The organism is Brevundimonas vitisensis (assembly GCF_016656965.1).
GTDB classification, from domain to species: Bacteria; Pseudomonadota; Alphaproteobacteria; order Caulobacterales; family Caulobacteraceae; genus Brevundimonas; species Brevundimonas vitisensis.
Genome location: NZ_CP067977.1, coordinates 450,198 through 466,805, shown reverse-complemented (window position 1 = coordinate 466,805; position 16,608 = coordinate 450,198). Strand labels below are relative to the sequence as shown.

Annotated in this window: 17 protein-coding genes; 10 read left to right on the top strand and 7 right to left on the bottom strand. The window is 66.6% G+C overall.

Features of this window, described 5'->3' with window-relative positions; genetic code table 11:
• Positions 1–50 precede the first annotated feature (50 nt).
• A complete protein-coding gene (locus JIP62_RS02290) occupies positions 51–719 on the bottom strand; it encodes a J domain-containing protein (protein ID WP_201103335.1) in 669 nt (222 codons plus the stop codon).
• A 45-nt stretch (positions 720–764) separates the two neighbouring features.
• Between JIP62_RS02290 and JIP62_RS02285 the strand changes: the two genes are divergently transcribed.
• The 7 genes from JIP62_RS02285 to JIP62_RS02255 all read left to right on the top strand — a co-directional run bounded on the left by JIP62_RS02285 (position 765) and on the right by JIP62_RS02255 (position 9,264).
• Positions 765–1,061, top strand: coding sequence for a BolA family protein (locus JIP62_RS02285; RefSeq protein ID WP_201103334.1), 297 nt, complete (start codon positions 765–767; stop codon positions 1,059–1,061).
• A 79-nt stretch (positions 1,062–1,140) separates the two neighbouring features.
• Positions 1,141–2,955: an ATP-binding protein gene (locus JIP62_RS02280; RefSeq protein WP_230974828.1), complete on the top strand. Its 1,815-nt coding sequence runs from the start codon at positions 1,141–1,143 to the stop codon at positions 2,953–2,955.
• Between the two features lie 96 nt (positions 2,956–3,051).
• Positions 3,052–3,522 (top strand): RcnB family protein, encoded by a 471-nt coding sequence (locus JIP62_RS02275; protein ID WP_201103333.1) that lies wholly within the window; start codon positions 3,052–3,054, stop codon positions 3,520–3,522.
• 80 nt (positions 3,523–3,602) lie between these two features.
• Positions 3,603–5,288, top strand: a complete 1,686-nt coding sequence (locus JIP62_RS02270) for a cisplatin damage response ATP-dependent DNA ligase (RefSeq protein ID WP_201104502.1) — start codon at positions 3,603–3,605, stop codon at positions 5,286–5,288.
• Positions 5,289–5,329: 41 nt separating this feature from the next.
• Complete coding sequence (locus JIP62_RS02265) at positions 5,330–6,313, top strand: mechanosensitive ion channel family protein (protein WP_201103332.1); 984 nt, start codon at positions 5,330–5,332, stop codon at positions 6,311–6,313.
• 5 nt (positions 6,314–6,318) lie between these two features.
• Complete coding sequence (locus JIP62_RS02260; RefSeq protein ID WP_201103331.1) at positions 6,319–7,335, top strand: threonine aldolase family protein; 1,017 nt, start codon at positions 6,319–6,321, stop codon at positions 7,333–7,335.
• 39 nt (positions 7,336–7,374) lie between these two features.
• Positions 7,375–9,264, top strand: coding sequence for an ABCB family ABC transporter ATP-binding protein/permease (locus tag JIP62_RS02255; protein ID WP_201103330.1), 1,890 nt, complete (start codon positions 7,375–7,377; stop codon positions 9,262–9,264).
• Here JIP62_RS02255 and JIP62_RS02250 read toward each other — a convergent pair.
• The 4 genes from JIP62_RS02250 to JIP62_RS02235 all read right to left on the bottom strand — a co-directional run bounded on the left by JIP62_RS02250 (position 9,249) and on the right by JIP62_RS02235 (position 12,341).
• Positions 9,249–9,722, bottom strand: a complete 474-nt coding sequence (locus JIP62_RS02250) for a chemotaxis protein CheE (RefSeq protein WP_201103329.1) — start codon at positions 9,720–9,722, stop codon at positions 9,249–9,251. The genes JIP62_RS02255 and JIP62_RS02250 overlap by 16 nt on opposite strands.
• Positions 9,719–10,300, bottom strand: coding sequence for a response regulator (locus JIP62_RS02245; RefSeq protein WP_201103328.1), 582 nt, complete (start codon positions 10,298–10,300; stop codon positions 9,719–9,721). The genes JIP62_RS02250 and JIP62_RS02245 overlap by 4 nt, the downstream gene beginning before the upstream one ends.
• Before the next feature lie 89 nt (positions 10,301–10,389).
• On the bottom strand, positions 10,390–11,340 hold the full coding sequence (locus tag JIP62_RS02240) for an acetyl-CoA carboxylase carboxyltransferase subunit alpha (protein ID WP_201103327.1): 951 nt from the start codon (positions 11,338–11,340) through the stop codon (positions 10,390–10,392).
• A 95-nt stretch (positions 11,341–11,435) separates the two neighbouring features.
• A complete protein-coding gene (locus JIP62_RS02235) occupies positions 11,436–12,341 on the bottom strand; it encodes a tyrosine recombinase (protein ID WP_201103326.1) in 906 nt (301 codons plus the stop codon).
• Between the two features lie 98 nt (positions 12,342–12,439).
• Between JIP62_RS02235 and JIP62_RS02230 the strand changes: the two genes are divergently transcribed.
• Together JIP62_RS02230 and aroB are read left to right on the top strand one after the other, a co-directional pair.
• Complete coding sequence (locus JIP62_RS02230; protein ID WP_201103325.1) at positions 12,440–13,003, top strand: shikimate kinase; 564 nt, start codon at positions 12,440–12,442, stop codon at positions 13,001–13,003.
• Positions 13,000–14,109: a 3-dehydroquinate synthase gene (aroB, locus tag JIP62_RS02225; RefSeq protein ID WP_201103324.1), complete on the top strand. Its 1,110-nt coding sequence runs from the start codon at positions 13,000–13,002 to the stop codon at positions 14,107–14,109. The genes JIP62_RS02230 and aroB overlap by 4 nt, the downstream gene beginning before the upstream one ends.
• A gap of 3 nt (positions 14,110–14,112) precedes the next feature.
• On the opposite strand, the gene JIP62_RS02220 is transcribed toward aroB, so the two are convergent.
• Positions 14,113–14,523 carry an MliC family protein gene (locus JIP62_RS02220; RefSeq protein ID WP_201103323.1) on the bottom strand — a complete coding sequence of 137 codons (411 nt, stop codon included), beginning with the start codon at positions 14,521–14,523 and terminating at the stop codon, positions 14,113–14,115.
• Between the two features lie 100 nt (positions 14,524–14,623).
• Positions 14,624–15,085, bottom strand: a complete 462-nt coding sequence (gene tadA / locus JIP62_RS02215; protein WP_201103322.1) for a tRNA adenosine(34) deaminase TadA — start codon at positions 15,083–15,085, stop codon at positions 14,624–14,626.
• 12 nt (positions 15,086–15,097) lie between these two features.
• Here tadA and JIP62_RS02210 point away from each other — a divergent pair, with 12 nt between their 5' ends.
• A complete protein-coding gene (locus JIP62_RS02210) occupies positions 15,098–16,606 on the top strand; it encodes a pseudouridine synthase (protein ID WP_201103321.1) in 1,509 nt (502 codons plus the stop codon).
• Positions 16,607–16,608: the final 2 nt, after the last annotated feature.

Genomic DNA, 16,608 nt, shown 5'->3' with positions numbered 1-16,608 from the left:
CACTGGCTCCTTCGTTTGCGCCTTCTATCTGGGGAGCGGCGCGCGACACGCTAGGCCATCCCCGCCTTCTTCAGCGTCTTATAGGCCTTTATGACGCGTTGCAGTTTGGCTTCGGCACCGCGGTCGCCCTGGTTCAGGTCGGGGTGAAAACGCTTCAGCAGTTCGTGATAGCGGGCCTTGATGGTCGCCTTGTCGGCGCGGTGATCCAGGTCCAGGTCCAGCAGCGCGGCGCGCTCCAGCTTGCCCATGGGGTGCAGCTCACCTTCCGGTGTCGCCTGATCGCGGACACGCCGACCGAACAGGCCGAAGCTGTCCTGCCAGGACCCTGCACCCTTGGTGTTGGCCGTACCCATCTTGGCGGCAAAGGCTGCGGCTTCACGACTGCCCTTGCCCGCCTTCATTTCCCAGGTGGGACGACCGCCGGTCATGGCCTCGTTTTCCTGCTGGGCGCGGATCTCGCCTTCGCTCATCCCGGCGTAGAAGTTCCAGCCCTTGTTGTATTCTGCCGCGTGCCCCTGGCAGAAATCGTAGAACTCGTTCAGCCGCTCCCTTGATTTCGGCGCACGGGCGCTGGCGGCGCGGCGGCAGTCCGGCCATTGGCACGGCTTCTCGCCCGGCTTCAGGTGCAGGACGTCAGCGGCCGCTGCCTCCTCTTCAGGCTTGGGGGGCTTCACCCTTATGTCGGTGAAGCGAGGTCTGTATTGAAACGAAGGAGGCATGCACCGAAGTGTAGGGCCGAATTGGTCACCATCAAGGAAGCGCTCATGCCGGAAGGCCCCATCGCGACGATTATTCGCGAAAAACTGTCCCGGGCGTTCGCTCCGACCCGTCTGGAGCTGGTGGATGACAGTGCGCGTCACGCGGGCCACCACCATGAGGGTGGGGTCGACGCGCGCCCCGGCGGCGAAAGCCATTTCAACCTGACGGTCGTTTCCGCTGCTTTCGAGGGGCTGGGGCGGCTGGCGCGTCAACGCGCGGTCAATGCGGCCCTGCGTGAGGAACTGTCGGGACCGGTTCATGCCCTTTCGATCAAGGCCCTGACGCCAGCTGAGGATAGCTGAGACCGCGAGAACGCCGTTCACACCGTCTTAGAACCTACACCCTAGCGTTACATTCGGCTGAACAGGTGGAGGGGTCGACTTGGTCGAATCAGACGGGATCGGCAAGGGAATGGCGGTAGCGCCGGGCGAGGCTGCCCAGGCGATGCGGGCGATTCTCCAGACTCAGTATCTGCGCTACCTCATCATATCGAGCTGGGCACTGGGTCTGCTGGCCACGGTTGGCGTCGGTCCGGCAACCCTGTGGTTCGTTGTCACCCTGGCGGCAGGGGCCATGCGCGGCCTGGTCGAAAAGCGGCTGGGCGATCAGGTCGGGGCGACCGGCTGGGGCATGGTGTTCCCCGCTGTCGCTACCGCAACGACGGCGGCCTGGGCCGCAGCGCCTCTGATGGCCTGGTTCTCCGGGGCAGCTTTCGGACAACCCCTGGCCATCGCCCTGCTGATCGCCGGCTATGTTCTGGTCTTCTCGCAACTGCGCAGCTCGCCGCGGCAGGCGGTGATGATCTCGTCGCCCTATGGCGTGGCGGCGGTCGTGATCGCCATCAGCCTTTGGGGCACACCGGCCTTCTGGTCCTTCGTGGCGATCGGTCCGTTCACCTTTGCCGGCATGTTCGTTATGGTGACCATGACCATGCTGCGCGAAGAGCGCATTCGCGCCTTCCAGGAACATCAGGCTCATCTGATCGAACAACTGGAGGCCGCGCGCGACAAGGCGAACGCCGCCTCCGACGCCAAATCCAACTTCCTGGGCGTTATCTCGCACGAGCTTCGCACGCCCATGAACGGTGTTCTCGGGGCCGCCCAGCTGCTCAGTGCGACGCGTTTGGAACCGTCGCAGCGGGAATATCTGTCGATCATCCGCAATTCGGGCGACAATCTGCTCAGCCTGCTGAACGACATCCTCGACATGACCAAGATCGAGGCGGGCAAGATGACCTTCGAGGTCGTCGACGTGGTGCTGGAGGATCTGCATCGGCGCGTGACGGGCCCCTTCCAGGCCCAGGCCGCAGCCAAGGGTCTGGATTTCGTCGCAACCTTCGAGGGCGAGGTTCCGGCCATTGTTCGTGGCGACCCGCTCCGAGTCTGTCAGGTCATCCACAACCTGCTGTCCAACGCGGTGAAGTTCACCGACACCGGCACGATCAGTTACAAGGTTCTCTGCGAGCGGGTAGCCGATCGCCGTGTCCGGTTCGAATTTTCCGTCACGGACAGCGGTGCCGGCATCGCCCCCGACGATCTGGCACGCCTTTTCCAGCCGTTCACCCAGGTGGATGCCTCATCGACCCGTCGATTTGGCGGGACGGGTCTCGGACTGACGATTTCGCGCCGCATGGCCAACATCATGGGCGGCGACATCACCGTCAGTTCGGTTCTCGGCCAGGGCTCCACCTTCACCTTCTCCGTCGAGGCTGAGGTGGTCGAATGGGCCAAGCTTGAGGCCGCAGCTCCCATCCGGGCCGAGGTGGACAGCGGGGCCAAGCTCTCTGTGCTGGTCGTCGAGGATCACCCGGTGAACCGCATGATCCTCGAAGCCTGGATGGGCTCTGCCGGCCATATCTCGACCACGGCCGAGAACGGTCAGGTGGCTGTGGATATCAGCCTGGGCCAGCGCTTCGATCTCATTGTCATGGACGTCAATATGCCGCTGATGGACGGCCTGACCGCGACGCGCATGATCCGGGCCGGCGACGGACCCAATGCCCAGACGCCGATCGTGGTCCTGTCGGCTTCGGCCCGGTCAGAGGATCACCAGGCCGGTCTCCAGGCCGGAGCCGACGCCTATCTGAACAAGCCGATCGACTTCACGGCCCTGGCCGAGGTTATGAACCGCGTCAGTGCGGGGCGGGAAGCGGTGCAAGCGCTGACCAAACAGGGCGACATCGCGGCGGCAGCCTGAACATGACCTGACGCGTGTCGTTCAGGTGGAGGCCATTCGCAAGGGTTCATGGTGTGCGCAAGTCGAGCTGTTTCGACCGCACCGGAGACCTTTCAGATGAAGAAGCTTCTCACCGTCACGCTGGCCGCGGTTCTCGCCTCCAGCTCCATGGGTATCGCCACGGCGGCCACCGCCCAGTCGCGCGAATACCGTCAGGATCGCCATGACCGCCGGGACGACCGTCAGGAACGTCGTGAAGATCGACGCGAGGACCGTGCCGACCGCCGCGAAGATCGCCGCGAATATCGCCAGCACCAGCGCGAATATGCTCGCTGGCAGCGCGCGGAGCGCCGGTACAACGCCGGTCGTTACCAGCGTCCGTCCGGCTATGTCAGCCGTCAGTGGGCCTATGGTCAGCGCCTTCCGGCCAGCTACCGCACACGGGCCTATGTCGTGCACGACTACAGCCGTTACGGCCTGCGTGCCCCGCCGCGCGGTTATCAGTACACCCGCGTGAACAACGACGTCGTGCTGACGGCCGTTGCCACGGGCCTGATCACGGCCGTCATCGCTGGCCTGTTCAACTAAATGAACTGACTGAGCCACGCCCCGGAGGGAAACCTCCGGGGCGTTCGTCGTTCTGGTGATCCGTGCTTAGACTGGACACCATGCGCGCCTTTGCCGAGCTTCTGGATCGCCTGTCGCTGACAGGTTCGCGTAATGCCAAACTGGTGTTGGTTCGCGACTATCTGCGGGTGACCCCTGATCCAGATCGGGGATGGGCGCTGGCTGCCCTGACCGGAGAGCTCAGTTTCACCGCCGCCAAGCCGGCCATGATCCGATCGGCGGTCGAGGCCCGCGTCGATCCGGTTCTGTTCAAATGGTCCTACGACTATGTCGGCGACCTGGCCGAGACGGTGGCTCTGATCTGGCCGGCCAACGCCGAACATCGCCCCAATCGAGAACCGGAACTGTCAGAGGTCGTCGAGGCCCTGATGGCAGCCACAAGGCCCCAGGTCAGGCCCCTGATCGAAGGGTGGCTGGACGCGCTGGCTCCCAAGGGCCGCTGGGCCCTGCTGAAACTGGTCACAGGCAGCCTTCGGGTCGGCCTGTCATCTCGACTGGCCAAGACGGCTGCGGCCATGGTCCGTCCCGAGGCGGTCGCCGAACCGCCTCAGCCTGAAGGCGGGGAGGGCACCACCCTCCTGGAGCCGGTCGATGTGTCTGAGGTCGAGGAGATCTGGGCCGGTCTGACGCCGCCCTACGCCGATCTGTTTGCCTGGCTGGAAGGGCGCGGTGATCGCCCCGCATCGGATGCTCCCGGCCGCTTCCGGCCGGTCATGCTGGCCACCGCCCTGGACGAGGCCGTGGATCTCGATCGGCTCGATCCGGCCGACTATGCCGCCGAGTGGAAGTGGGATGGCATAAGGGTCCAGGCCGTCCGGGAGGCCGGTGTTTCCCGGCTCTACTCCCGCACGGGGGACGAGATATCGGGCGCCTTTCCCGATGTGATGCAGGCCCTGACGTTCGAGGGCGCGATCGACGGCGAACTTCTGGTGATCCGCGACGGCACTGTGGCCCCGTTCGGAGATCTTCAGCAGCGGCTGAACCGCAAGACGATCGACGCCAAGACGATGGCAGCCTATCCGGCCGCGATCCTTGCCTATGACATTCTGAGCGAAGCGGGCACTGACCTTCGGAGCCTTCCCCTGTCGGAACGACGCCAAAGGCTGGACCGTCTGCTTGAGGCGCACGGAGGGCCGCGACTGGGTCGGTCGGCAGATATTCCGTATACGGAGTGGAGTCAGCTTGCGCGTCTTCGCGCCGATCCTCCGGTAGGGGCTGCAGCAGAAGGCGTGATGCTGAAACGCCGGGACAGCCCTTATGTCGCCGGCCGGCCCAAGGGGCCCTGGTTCAAGTGGAAACGCGATCCCCACCTGATCGATGCCGTCATGATGTATGCCCAGCGCGGTCACGGAAAGCGCTCCAGCTTCTACTCGGATTTCACCTTCGGGGTCTGGACATCCGAAGCGGCGCTGACGCCCGTCGGAAAGGCCTACTTCGGCTTTACCGACGAAGAGCTGAAGCAGCTGGACAAGTTCGTTCGGGACCACACCACCGATCGGTTCGGCCCTGTCCGCGCCGTAAGGGCGGAACGCGACTTCGGCTTGGTGCTGGAAATCGCCTTTGAGGGGCTGAACCGCTCGACACGGCACAAATCCGGGGTGGCCATGCGGTTTCCCCGCATCAGCCGCATTCGGTGGGACAAGCCGGCGCGCGAGGCCGCCAGCCTGGACGAGGTCATGGATCTGCTGGATCGCGTGGAGGCGTCCGGCGGACGTCTGGCGTCGTGATGGGGGTTCAATTCCTCGGCCCGGACGTTTAACCCCCCGCCATGCCCAACGTCATCATCCCTCTGACCCAAGCGGTCGCGGCCGGCCGCCAGGCCGTCGCCGTGGACGCGGCTCTGATCGCCAAGGCCACCGACATGATCGGCGACTTCGCCGTCAATCTGTCGATCGCCGTCATCATTCTGATCGCAACGGTATTCGCCGCGCGCTGGGCGTCCGGCGCGGCGCGGCGGATGCTCTCTCGCGTCAGGGGGTTCCGCCATGATCCCACGGTGCTCAGCTTTGCCGTGCAGGTCGTACGGGTCGTTGTCTATGTGGTCGGCTTCATCGCCGTTCTGCAGCGGCTGGGGGTCCAGACAACGTCCATCATCGCCGTGCTGGGTGCGGCGTCCCTGGCGGTCGGCCTGGCGCTTCAGGGCACGCTTTCCAATGTGGCGGCCGGTGTGCTGCTGCTCGTTCTGCGCCCCTACAAGGTTGGCGACATCATCGATATCGGCGGCGTGTCCGGTTCGGTCCAGCGGCTGGACCTCTTCGTCACCCAGATGTCGAATGCCAACAACCACAAGATCGTCGTTCCGAACTCCAAGGTGATCGGCGATGTCATCGTCAACCTTTCCGGTCAGAAGACCCGCCGCGTCGAAATCCTGTTCACCGTCGGCTACGGTTCCAATCTGAAGCAGGCGAGGGCGGTGCTGACCGGGATGGCGCGCGAGCATTCTGCCGTTCTGCCCGATCCGGAGCCCTGGGCGGGGGTCACCAATCTGCTGGACAGCGCGGTCGAGGTCACGCTCCACGCCTGGGTCAAATCGCCGGACTGGTGGCAGACCAAGGCCGATCTGATGCAGGCGGGCAAAGAAGCCCTGGATGCCGCGGGGATCGAGATTCCGTTCCCGCATCAGGTGGCCGTCCATTATGACCCGCCAGCCCCCGGGCCGGACCCGGTCGAGCCTGATCCCGAACCCGAAATGCCTGCGCCCATCCCCTTGGCTCCCAAGCCAAGCCGCCGTCGTCTGATCCGGAAGGTCTGATCGCCATGCGTTATGACTTTGGATCCGACAACACGGCCGGGATGGCACCCGCCGCGCTCGATGCGCTGGTCAGCGCCAACTCAGGGTTTGCCAGGGCCTATGGCTCCGACGACGTCACGGCGCGCGCCGCGGATGAAATCCGTCGCCGACTGGATGCCGATGCCGAGGTCCGGTTTGTTTTTAGCGGCACCGCCGCCAATGCCATTGCCTTGTCCATGCTGGCCTTCCCGCATGAGAGCGTCCTGGCCCACCATGCGGCCCACGTCTGTACCGACGAAACCGGCGCGCCGGGCTTCTTTGGGCAGGGACTGGGTCTCACGGGTCTGCCGGGGTTCTCGGGCAAGATCGATGCGCGCGCTCTGGCTGCAGTTCTGGACGAGCCCGAGGTCGGGCATCGCCAGCCGCCGGCGGCCCTGTCCCTGACCCAGTCGACCGAATACGGCACGGTCTATACGGTCGATGAACTGCGTCATCTGATCGAGCCGGTGAAGGCACGGGGCTTTGGCGTCCACCTGGACGGGGCGCGCCTGGCCAATGCCGCTGCGGCCGGCTTCGATCTGACCCAGATCGCGCGGCTGGGCGTCGACGTCCTGGTCTTTGGCGGGGCCAAGGCTGGCGGCCTGTGCACCGAAGCGCTCGTGATGTTCGACAAATCTCTGGCGCGCCGGGTGGACAACCGGCTGAAACAGGCCGGACAGACCGCATCAAAGACGCGCTTCCTGGCGGCACCCCTGCTCGGCTTGCTGGAAAGCGGTGCCTGGGAAGGCGGGGCGGCTCACGCCAATCAGATGGCCCAGGCGCTGGCGACCGGCATCGCGACCCAGACGCCCTTCGTCCTGGCCCATCCTGTCGAGGCCAATGCCGTCTTTGTCCGTATGCCGATCAAGGCGCATGAAGCGCTGACGGCGGCGGGCTGGGCCTGTTACCGCTTCGACGACGGCTCGGTCCGGTTCGTCTGTTCCTGGGCGACGACACAGGATGCAGTGGACGAATTGCTTGAGGCCATGTCCAAACTGCGATGAGGCCTTCCACCCATCATCTGCGCCGCTCATATAGGCGCGATGCGTGGTGAACGGTCAGGACGGCGGGGCAGAGACCCTGAGGAGAAGGCCGCCAGTGCCGGCATGGACGCCCCTGCCAGCGGTCCGTCGACGCTCCAGGCCCTGGGTGATCTGATCGGCGTCGTTCGTCGCTCAAACGCGCCTCAGTTGAAGCGGCGTGTCGGAGCGGCTCTGGCCCTCACCCTGGCTGGCAAGGCCCTTGGCGTCCTCGCCCCCCTGATGCTGGGGGCAGCGGTGAACCGTCTGGCCGAGGGGCAGGGCACACTGGCCTCGGTCGGGTGGGGCTTTGCCGGTTTCGCCGTGGGCTGGGCACTGGTGCGATTTCTGTCGTCTGCCGCGCCCCAGCTGTCGGATGTCGTCTTTGCCCCCGTCCGCTCGGCCGCGCAGCGCAAGACGGCGGCCGAGACCTTTGCCCACGCGCTCAGCCTGTCACTGGACTTTCATCAGACGAAGCGCTCGGGCTCCCTGTCCCGGACGCTGGAACGTGGGTCTCGGGCCGTCGACTTCCTGCTCAGGATTCTAGCGTTCAACTTGGGGCCGACTGTGGTGGAGCTGGCGCTCGCCGCCGCCGTGCTCGGCGGACGATACGATTGGCGCTTCGCCGCCGTCGCCGTCGTGGTGGTGGTCGTCTATGCCACCGTCACCTTTGGCATGGCGAACTGGCGGCTCGAGCATCGGCGGGCCATGAATGCCGCGGACTCCGAGGCGGCGGGCCTGTCTGTCGATGCCCTGCTGAACTACGAGACGGTCAAGTCGTTCGGGGCAGAATCGCGGGCTGCCGGCAGCTATGACCGGGCCCTGGGCACTTATGTCGAGGCGGCGCTGAAGGCCAATACGTCGCTCGCCATGCTGAACGGCATTCAGGCCCTGATCATGAACCTGGGGCTGGGGGTCATGGCCGTCATGGCCGGGTTCGAGGCCGCTGCGGGACGTATGGGGCCGGGCGACGTTACCGCAGCCGTCCTGATCCTGATCTCGCTTTATGCGCCGCTCAATATTCTCGGCTTTGCCTACCGCGAAATCCGCCAGTCCTTCATCGACATGGAGGAGATGCTGAAAGTGACGCGTCAGGCGCCCCAGGTCGCCGACGCGGCGGATGCGATCGACCTGCCTCCGCCCCGCGACAGCCGTGGGGCTGCGATCACCTTCGACGGCGTCGGGTTCCGGCACGACGCACGCGCCAATGGCCTGGACGACATCAGCTTCCATGCCGCGCCTGGCACCACCACGGCGCTTGTCGGGCCGTCCGGGTCGGGCAAGTCCACGATCGTCAAGCTTGCGCTGCGCCTGCTCGATCCCCAGGCCGGCCGCGTGTCTATCGACGGTCTGGATGCCAGGGGCGTGACCCAGGCCTCGCTCCGCCGCGCGGTGGCCCTGGTCCCGCAGGATGTCGCCCTGTTCAACGACTCGATTCGCGCCAACATCGCCTTTGCTCGGCCTGACGCTGGCGACGCGGCCATCTGGGCGGCAGCGGAAGCCGCCGAGCTGGCGGACTTCATCCGCGAGCTCCCGGACGGCATGATGACGCGCGTCGGCGAACGGGGGCTGAAACTGTCTGGCGGCGAACGCCAACGGGTCGGCATTGCGCGGGCCTTGCTGGCCGATCCATGCGTGCTGATCCTGGATGAGGCGACCAGCGCATTGGACAGCCGTACCGAGGCTGCGATCCAGAAAACCCTGCGCCGTGCGCGGGCAGGCCGCACGACGCTGGTCGTGGCTCACCGCCTGTCGACCATTGCCGACGCGGACCAGATCCTGGTGCTCAAGGCGGGCCGGATCGTCGAGCGGGGCGCGCATCACGAACTCGTCGCGCGGCAGGGCGGCGAATATGCTGCGCTTTGGCGCAAACAGACCCGCGGGGCTCGAACGGGGGTTCAGCCGCCCGACTGAACCTTGCGGGCACGCACCTCCGCCAGGCCGTTCAGCACCTTCTCCCGCTCAACCACGGCATCGGAAGGCAGGATGAGCATCAGTTCCAGCGCGCGGGCGTGCACCCGGATGATGCGCCAGTCGATGGTGGTGTCGGACGGCGTGGCATCGATGACGTCACACAGGCTGGTGGCGGCCGCGCACAGGTCGCGCCGCTCGAAAGGCCCCGCCGCATCGATCACGCCGGATGCAGCCTGATAGGCCGCCTCCAGGCGCGACGCGATCTCGATCTCGGCGGCAGGCGGTGCCAGCGCCTTCAGCTTGGCGACGTGGTCTGCGACGATTTCCAGGCTGCGCGGTTCCAGGGCAGCCAGATGTTCCCGGGCGGCAGCCAGGGCGGCACCTACGCTGACACCCCCGGGGGAATCGACCAGTTGCGACAGGCGCGACTTCCGCGGCGTCCATGTGACGACACTCATCGCGTTTCCTCCGAAGCCGGCTGTGCCGCCTTTTCAGCCTCGAACTCGGCTCTGCGGATATAATCGGCCCGGCGTTCCTCGCCGTCGCGCCGGTCGCCCTCGCGGAAACGACGATCTGGCCCAAAATAGTCGCCGACACCCAGGAATGGCCGCTGGTCTCGCGCCACCCAGACAACACGTTCCAGCAGGGTCGTGGCGCTGAACGGCTTGGTGACCAGGAAGTTGGCCCCGCAGTCGCGCGCCTGGTTCAAATGCTTTCGGCGGACATGGGCGGCCATCAGTATGACCGGCGCAAAGGCGTTCGGATCCAGATTGGAACGCCGCAGCCAGCGCACGAGATCGAACCCGCTCATGCCCGGCATATCCGCATCGACCACAATCAGGTCGACATCAGAATCCCTCAGGATTTCGATGGCTTCTTCGGCGGAATGACAGGCGTACTTCACCTTGATGCCAAAACCCAACAGGGCCTGGGTCGTCAGTTCGAGCGCAAAACTCGAGTCGTCGATGACCATGGTCACCGCAGAGCTCAGGTTGAAAATGGCGCTGTCGCGCAGCGCCTCGCCGACACCCGCCATTACGCGACGCCTGAAGCTGAACGAGTTCCCATACGCCTACAATGAGGCCGGGACGTCGATGTCCGGTTAACGCTGGCGGCGTGTGCCGATCAGCCGAGGCGGCCGATGGCGTAGAAGCGCTCGGCCCGGCGGGCCCGCAGCTCCGCTGGCGACAGTCCGTCCATGGCCTGCAGCTCTTCGGACAACGCATCGCCCACATTGGCCAGGGTGGTCTCCCGGTCGGCATGGGCCCCGCCGACAGGCTCGGGCACGATGCGGTCGATGATCTTCAGATCCAGCAGGTCCGGCGCGGTGATACGCATGGCCATCGCGGCATCGCGGGCCCTGGCACCGTCGCGCCACAGGATGCCGGCGGCACCCTCGGGCGAGATCACCGAATAGATGGAATGCTCCAGCATCAGGACCCGGCCGGCCGCCGCGATGGCGATGGCGCCGCCCGATCCGCCTTCACCCGTCACGATGGCGATCGAGGGCACGCCCAGTGTCAGGCAACGCTCGGTCGAACGGGCGATGGCCTCCGCCTGGCCCCGCTCCTCGGCTCCCAGGCCCGGATAGGCCCCGGCGGTATCGACAAAGGAAAGGACCGGCAGGCCGAAACGCTCGGCCAGGTCCATCAGGCGCACGGCCTTCCGATATCCTTCAGGCCGGGCCATTCCGAAATTGTGGGTCAGGCGGGTGGCCGTGTCATGGCCCTTCTCATGGCCCATGACGACGACGGGCCGGTCCTTGAACCGAGCCAGTCCGCCGATGATCGCCTGATCGTCGCCGAATTGCCGGTCGCCCCGCAGCTCGACAAAGTCCGTGAACAGTCCGGCGACATAGTCGACAAAATGCGGGCGCTGGGGGTGGCGCGCCACCTGGGTCTTCATCCAGGGATCCAGATCCGCATAGGTCTTCTTGCGCAGCTGTTCGGCTTTTTTCCGCAGGCCCTCGATCTCGGTCTCGAACGAGCCGGAGGTCGCGGACAGAAGCCCGAGTTCCTCGATCTTGGCCTCCAGATCGGCGATCGGCTTTTCGAATTCGAGGTAATGCGTGGCCATGGAAATGTCCGAAGGGCGGGCGGGGGGGCCGCTCTGTAAGGCGGCGGAACCTAGTGGGCTCGACGCCGGGGGGCAAGTCGGGGTTCAGACAGCGATCATTCGTCCCGCGCCAACGGGTGTTTGGAGCGCACGACCTCAGTCAGGCGATCGGTCGCGACATGGGTATAGATCTGCGTCGTGGCGATATCGGCATGTCCCAGCAGGGTCTGGACAACCCGCAGGTCCGCCCCGCCCTCCAGAAGATGGGTGGCAAAGGCATGGCGCAGGACATGCGGACTGACCCTGGCGGGATCGATTCCCGCATCTATCGCAGCCTGATCCAGCAATTGGGCGAACCGGCGCGGGGTCAGCCGGCCTGATGCGCCGGTGGAGGGAAACAGCCATGGGCTGTCGGGCGCGTCGCTCTTGCGGGCCGCATCGCGAGCCTTCAGCCAGGCCTGGACCGCCGTCCGAGCGGTCAGGTTCAGCGGAGCCATCCTTTCCTTGCCGCCCTTGCCCTTGACGATCAGCCAGGCCGGATCGCGCCGCACGGCATCCACCCGCAGCGCCAGCAGCTCAGACACCCGCAGGCCGGAGGCATAGGCCAGTTCCATCAGCGCCATCAGCCGCAGTCCGCCTGCACCATCCCGCAGGGCCGCAGCGGCCATCAGCCGCTCCACGTCTTCGCGCGACAGGACGCGGGGCAGGGCGCGCCCCTGTCGGGGCGCATCCAGGCGGCGCGAGGGGTCGTCCGCCCGCCAGCCCTCTGCCAGCACGAAACGATAGAATTGACGGACCGCACTTCGCCGCCGGGCCGATGTGGCCGCCGACAGCCCGCGCCGCGACAGAGAGGCATACCAGTCTTCGATTGCGGCCTCGTCCGCCGCCATCAGCCCCCCGGCAGCCGCTGTTCCAGCCTCCGCGTCAGCCAGATCGCGGGCATAGGCCGACAGCGTATGGGGCGAGGCATCACGCTCGACCGCCATCATTTCCAGAAAGGCCTCCACCTGCGAGGGGATCATCGGCTCTGGCCTGCTGCGCCGCTTGGTGTAGAGGGTTGAAAGACCATGCCCTGCCGCCTTGCCGATCGCCTGTTGCCGTCCTCGCCCGGAATCCGCCCATGACCGGGCCGGTGATTCCCTATGCGCAACGCACCATAGCCCTGGTCGGGCTGATGGGCGTGGGCAAATCCACCGTGGGGCGGCGGCTGGCCCGCCGGCTTGAGCTGGACTTCGCCGACGGCGATGACGAGATCGAGGCTGCTGCCGGCATGTCGGTCGCCGAGATTTTCGCCCGGTATGGAGAGGCCGAGTTCCGGGCGCTTGAGGCCCGCGTCATGCGCCGCCTGCTTGAGGGCCCCCGCATCGTGCTGGCGACGGGGGGCGGCGCTATCCTGAACCCCGACACGCGGGCCCACATGGCCCAGTGCGCCACCAGCGTCTGGATGCGCGCCGACCTGGATGTCGTCGTGTCCAGGGTCCAGCGCCGTGACACCCGCCCGCTGCTGCGCGGCCGCGACCCTGCCGAAGCGCTGAGAACCCTGGCCGAGGTGCGATACCCGCTCTACAGCCTGGCCGATGTGACGGTGGATCTGGGCCTGGGGGCGCATACCGAGGCTGTGGAGACGATCATCCGATCCTTGCGCGCCTTCTGGAAAACTCAGGATGCCGGAGACCAGCCATGACCGTGACGACCCCCGTCTCCGGCGGCAGTTTCCGGTCTTATGATGTGGTTGTCGGCCATGGGCTGCTGGCCGAGGCAGGATCCCGCATTGCCGCCTTCGCGCGGGGGCGCACGCTCGTCATCACCGACGAGACCGTGTCGGCCATCCACGGCGCAACCCTTTTGCAGGCGCTCGGTTCTGCTGGCCTGCAGGCCGAGCTGATTGCCGTTCCTGCCGGTGAGGCCTCCAAGTCCTTTGCCCAGTTGGAATGGGTGATCGACCGCATGCTGTCGTTCGGCCTGGACCGGCGCGACGTGGTCGTGGCCTTGGGCGGCGGGGTCGTGGGGGACCTTGCAGGCCTGGCCGCTGCCCTATTCATGCGTGGCATCGACTTCATCCAGGTGCCCACGACCCTGCTGGCCCAAGTCGATTCCTCGGTGGGGGGAAAGACCGCCATCGACACGCCCCGCGGCAAGAACCTGGTCGGAGCCTTCCATCAGCCGCGGCTGGTCCTGGCCGACATCGGCGTGCTGGCCACCCTGCCGCCGCGACAGCTGCGGTCCGGCTGGGCCGAGGTGATCAAGCATGGTCTGCTGGCGGATGCCGACTTCTTCGATTGGCTGGAGGGGGAGGGGGCTGCCGGGGCCGACGGCGATCCCTCGGCTCTCGAACGCGCCGTGGTCCGCTCCGTCGAAATCAAGAGCGCCATCGTCGGCGAAGATGAAAAGGAAGCCGGCCGCCGGGCCTTGCTCAATCTGGGGCACACCTTCGGCCATGCCCTGGAAGCTGAGCTGGACTTCGACGAAGAGCGGCTGACTCACGGTGAGGCGGTGGCTCTGGGCTGTGCCATGGCTTTGCGCTTTTCGGCACGTCAGGGCTTCTGTGCGACCGCCGACGCCGATCGGGCCGAGGCCGTGCTGGCTGCGGCGCATCTGCCGACCCGTCTGGAACAGGCCGGTGAATTTAGCGCTGCCGCCTTGATCGGCCGTATGGCGGGCGACAAGAAGGCGGAGGGCGGCCGCCTGACCCTGATCCTGGCCCGATCCATCGGGGACGCCTTTGTGGAGCGCGACGTGGATCCAACCGTGCTGGGGGCCTTCCTGCGCGAAGAGGGCGCGGCGGCCTAGGGATCAGTCGATGGCGCGGCAATCGGTCGGCTGGCGGCCATCTGCCGTCCAGGTGGCCAGGATGCCTTCGCCTCTCAGCTCGTAACCGCTGGCCCGGTACCACAGCCCATCGGTGGCCCGTTCGCGGCGCATATCGACCGCTTCGCCCATGGAGTTGCGGACTGTGGCCATCTCGCGAGGGTTGTCGAAATCGACCGACAGGCGCTCGCCGTTCTCACACAGATAGACCGTCCGGATGATGCGGTTCAGGGCGCGGTCCTGGACTTCTGCTCCGGTCCGGCGTTTGGCGGTCTGGGCCTCCACCGCGCGTTGCCGCACCGCTTCCCCGTCGCTCGAGACCTCGGACTCGCCCGGACCACAGGCGGACAGGCCAACCAATGCGGTCACGGTCAGGGAGACGACGATCGCCCTCATCGAATGAAGACCATCCAGCTGGTCATGCCCAGCACCGCGACCGAGATCAGAATATGCTTCATCGTGGAAAATCCAGGGCCTCAAGCTGTGCCGTCGCACCCTAACGCACCTCTTGAACCGGTGTTCCCCGGCGTCGCCGACGGAAGAATTCCCGCAGCGCTTCGGCAGCGGGGTCGGCCAGAACACCGCCTGCGGTCTGGGGGCGCCAATGGCAGGTCGGCTGTTCGAAAAATCGGGGCCCATGTCGCACGGCACCGCCCTTGGGATCGTCCGCTGCCCAGACCACGCGGCCGATGCGGGCATGGCTGATCGCCCCGGCACACATGGCGCACGGCTCCAGCGTCACATAAAGTGTCAGGCCGGTGAGGCGGTAGTTTTCCAGCCGGGTCGCGGCCGCACGAAGGGCGACAATCTCGGCATGCGCGGTGGGATCGCACGACGAAATGGGGCCATTTGAGCCCTCAGCGATCACCTCTCCGGTCGATTCGTCCACGATCAGCGCCCCCACGGGCACTTCATCAGCGTCTGCCGCCGCTTGCGCCAGGGCCAAGGCCATGCGCATGAACCGCTCATCATGGTCCGCCATACATCAGACAACGACAAGAAGCCCCGCCCGCGTCAAGCCGACGATCGTGGCGGACCCCGTAAACCCGGTTTTGGCGGCAAGGTCGCAACCGACGGCAAGCCCGCCCGGGCAGGCAAGTTCGGCGCAAAGCCGGGCGGCAAGCCCGGTGGCGACAAGCCTGCCAAGGACGCCGCTCCCAAGCGCAGCGAACGAATCGCCAAGGCCATGGCGCGCGCCGGCATTGCGTCGCGCCGCGAGGTCGAACGGCTGATCGGCCTGGGCAAGGTGGCGGTCAACGGGGCCATCCTGTCGACGCCCGCCACCCTGGTGACCCGCGATGACGTCATCACCGTGGACGGCAAGCCGATCGGCGCGGCGCAGGCGACGCGGGTCTGGCGCTATCACAAGCCGGCTGGCCTCGTGACGTCGCACAACGATCCGCAAGGGCGGCCGACGGTGTTCGACGCCCTGCCCAGCGGTCTGCCGCGTGTCATCTCGGTCGGTCGACTCGACCTGGCGACCGAAGGGCTGTTGCTGCTGACCAACGACGGCGAACTGAGCCGGGCCCTGGAACTGCCGTCCAGCCAGCTGGTGCGCCACTACCGGGCAAGGGCGCGCGGACGGGTGACCCAGGCGCAACTGGACACGCTCAAGGACGGGGTGACGGTGGATGGCGAACGCTATGGCCCCATCACCGCGACCCTGGACAAGGTCAAGGACACGGAGGGTGACGAGCGCGGCCCCGCCAATCTGTGGGTCAGCGTCTCGGTGGCCGAGGGCAAGAACCGCGAAGTCCGCAAGGTGCTGGAGCATGTCGGCCTGAAGGTGAATCGCCTGATCCGCCTGGCCTATGGGCCGTTCCAGCTGGGTACTCTGCCGGTCGGCTCGGTCGAGGAGGTCGGCCCGCGGGTGATCCGCGAGATGCTGTCCGACCATATCCGGCCCGAGAATCTTCCCACCGGCAACACGGTGGAAACGCCCGCGCCGATTCCTGGTCGTCGTCCGACGGCCAAGGGTTCGGGCCCCGCGATCCTCAAGGGCACGTCTGGATCGGCCCTTTCCGACCCGTCCCGGAAGCCCAGCCGAGCGCGGGCTGCCGACACTGCCGTGGCCGAGGCGGCCGAGCGCAGCGCCCGTCCTCCCAAGAAGGAGGGCTGGGCCAAGGCGGCACCGCGCACAAGTCATCCCAAGCGCACTTTCAAACCGCGCGAGGGCGCGGACACCGAACGTCCTCGCCACTTCCAAAAGTCGCCGGACGGCGCGGCGGCTGATCGGCCCCGCCCAGCTGGCGGAAGCCGCCGCCCCGACGCCGATGGCCCCAAGCGCGCCTATACGCCTCGCTCCGACGCGGGCGGCACCCGTGCTGACGGGGACCGGCCAAAGCGGGACTTCAAACCTCGGTCGGGGGGCTCTGACCGAGCCAAGGGCGGATTCAAGCCGCGCGGTCCGGCCGGTCCTTCGGGAACGTCGGGACGACCCAAGGGACCCAGCGGCCCACGCGGACCCCGAAAGGGCTGATC

Excerpts from the sequence above, each read along its gene's own strand:
- JIP62_RS02290 (WP_201103335.1), bottom strand. The coding sequence starts at position 719 with ATGCCTCCTTCGTTTCAATACAGACCTCGCTTCACCGACATAAGGGTG.
- JIP62_RS02285 (WP_201103334.1), top strand. The coding sequence starts at position 765 with ATGCCGGAAGGCCCCATCGCGACGATTATTCGCGAAAAACTGTCCCGG.
- JIP62_RS02275 (WP_201103333.1), top strand. The coding sequence starts at position 3,052 with ATGAAGAAGCTTCTCACCGTCACGCTGGCCGCGGTTCTCGCCTCCAGC.
- JIP62_RS02270 (WP_201104502.1), top strand. The coding sequence starts at position 3,603 with ATGCGCGCCTTTGCCGAGCTTCTGGATCGCCTGTCGCTGACAGGTTCG.
- JIP62_RS02265 (WP_201103332.1), top strand. The coding sequence starts at position 5,330 with ATGCCCAACGTCATCATCCCTCTGACCCAAGCGGTCGCGGCCGGCCGC.
- JIP62_RS02260 (WP_201103331.1), top strand. The coding sequence starts at position 6,319 with ATGCGTTATGACTTTGGATCCGACAACACGGCCGGGATGGCACCCGCC.
- JIP62_RS02255 (WP_201103330.1), top strand. The coding sequence starts at position 7,375 with ATGCGTGGTGAACGGTCAGGACGGCGGGGCAGAGACCCTGAGGAGAAG.
- JIP62_RS02250 (WP_201103329.1), bottom strand. The coding sequence starts at position 9,722 with ATGAGTGTCGTCACATGGACGCCGCGGAAGTCGCGCCTGTCGCAACTG.
- JIP62_RS02245 (WP_201103328.1), bottom strand. The coding sequence starts at position 10,300 with ATGGCGGGTGTCGGCGAGGCGCTGCGCGACAGCGCCATTTTCAACCTG.
- JIP62_RS02240 (WP_201103327.1), bottom strand. The coding sequence starts at position 11,340 with ATGGCCACGCATTACCTCGAATTCGAAAAGCCGATCGCCGATCTGGAG.
- JIP62_RS02235 (WP_201103326.1), bottom strand. The coding sequence starts at position 12,341 with ATGATCCCCTCGCAGGTGGAGGCCTTTCTGGAAATGATGGCGGTCGAG.
- JIP62_RS02230 (WP_201103325.1), top strand. The coding sequence starts at position 12,440 with ATGACCGGGCCGGTGATTCCCTATGCGCAACGCACCATAGCCCTGGTC.
- aroB (WP_201103324.1), top strand. The coding sequence starts at position 13,000 with ATGACCGTGACGACCCCCGTCTCCGGCGGCAGTTTCCGGTCTTATGAT.
- JIP62_RS02220 (WP_201103323.1), bottom strand. The coding sequence starts at position 14,523 with ATGAGGGCGATCGTCGTCTCCCTGACCGTGACCGCATTGGTTGGCCTG.
- tadA (WP_201103322.1), bottom strand. The coding sequence starts at position 15,085 with ATGCGCATGGCCTTGGCCCTGGCGCAAGCGGCGGCAGACGCTGATGAA.
- JIP62_RS02210 (WP_201103321.1), top strand. The coding sequence starts at position 15,098 with ATGGTCCGCCATACATCAGACAACGACAAGAAGCCCCGCCCGCGTCAA.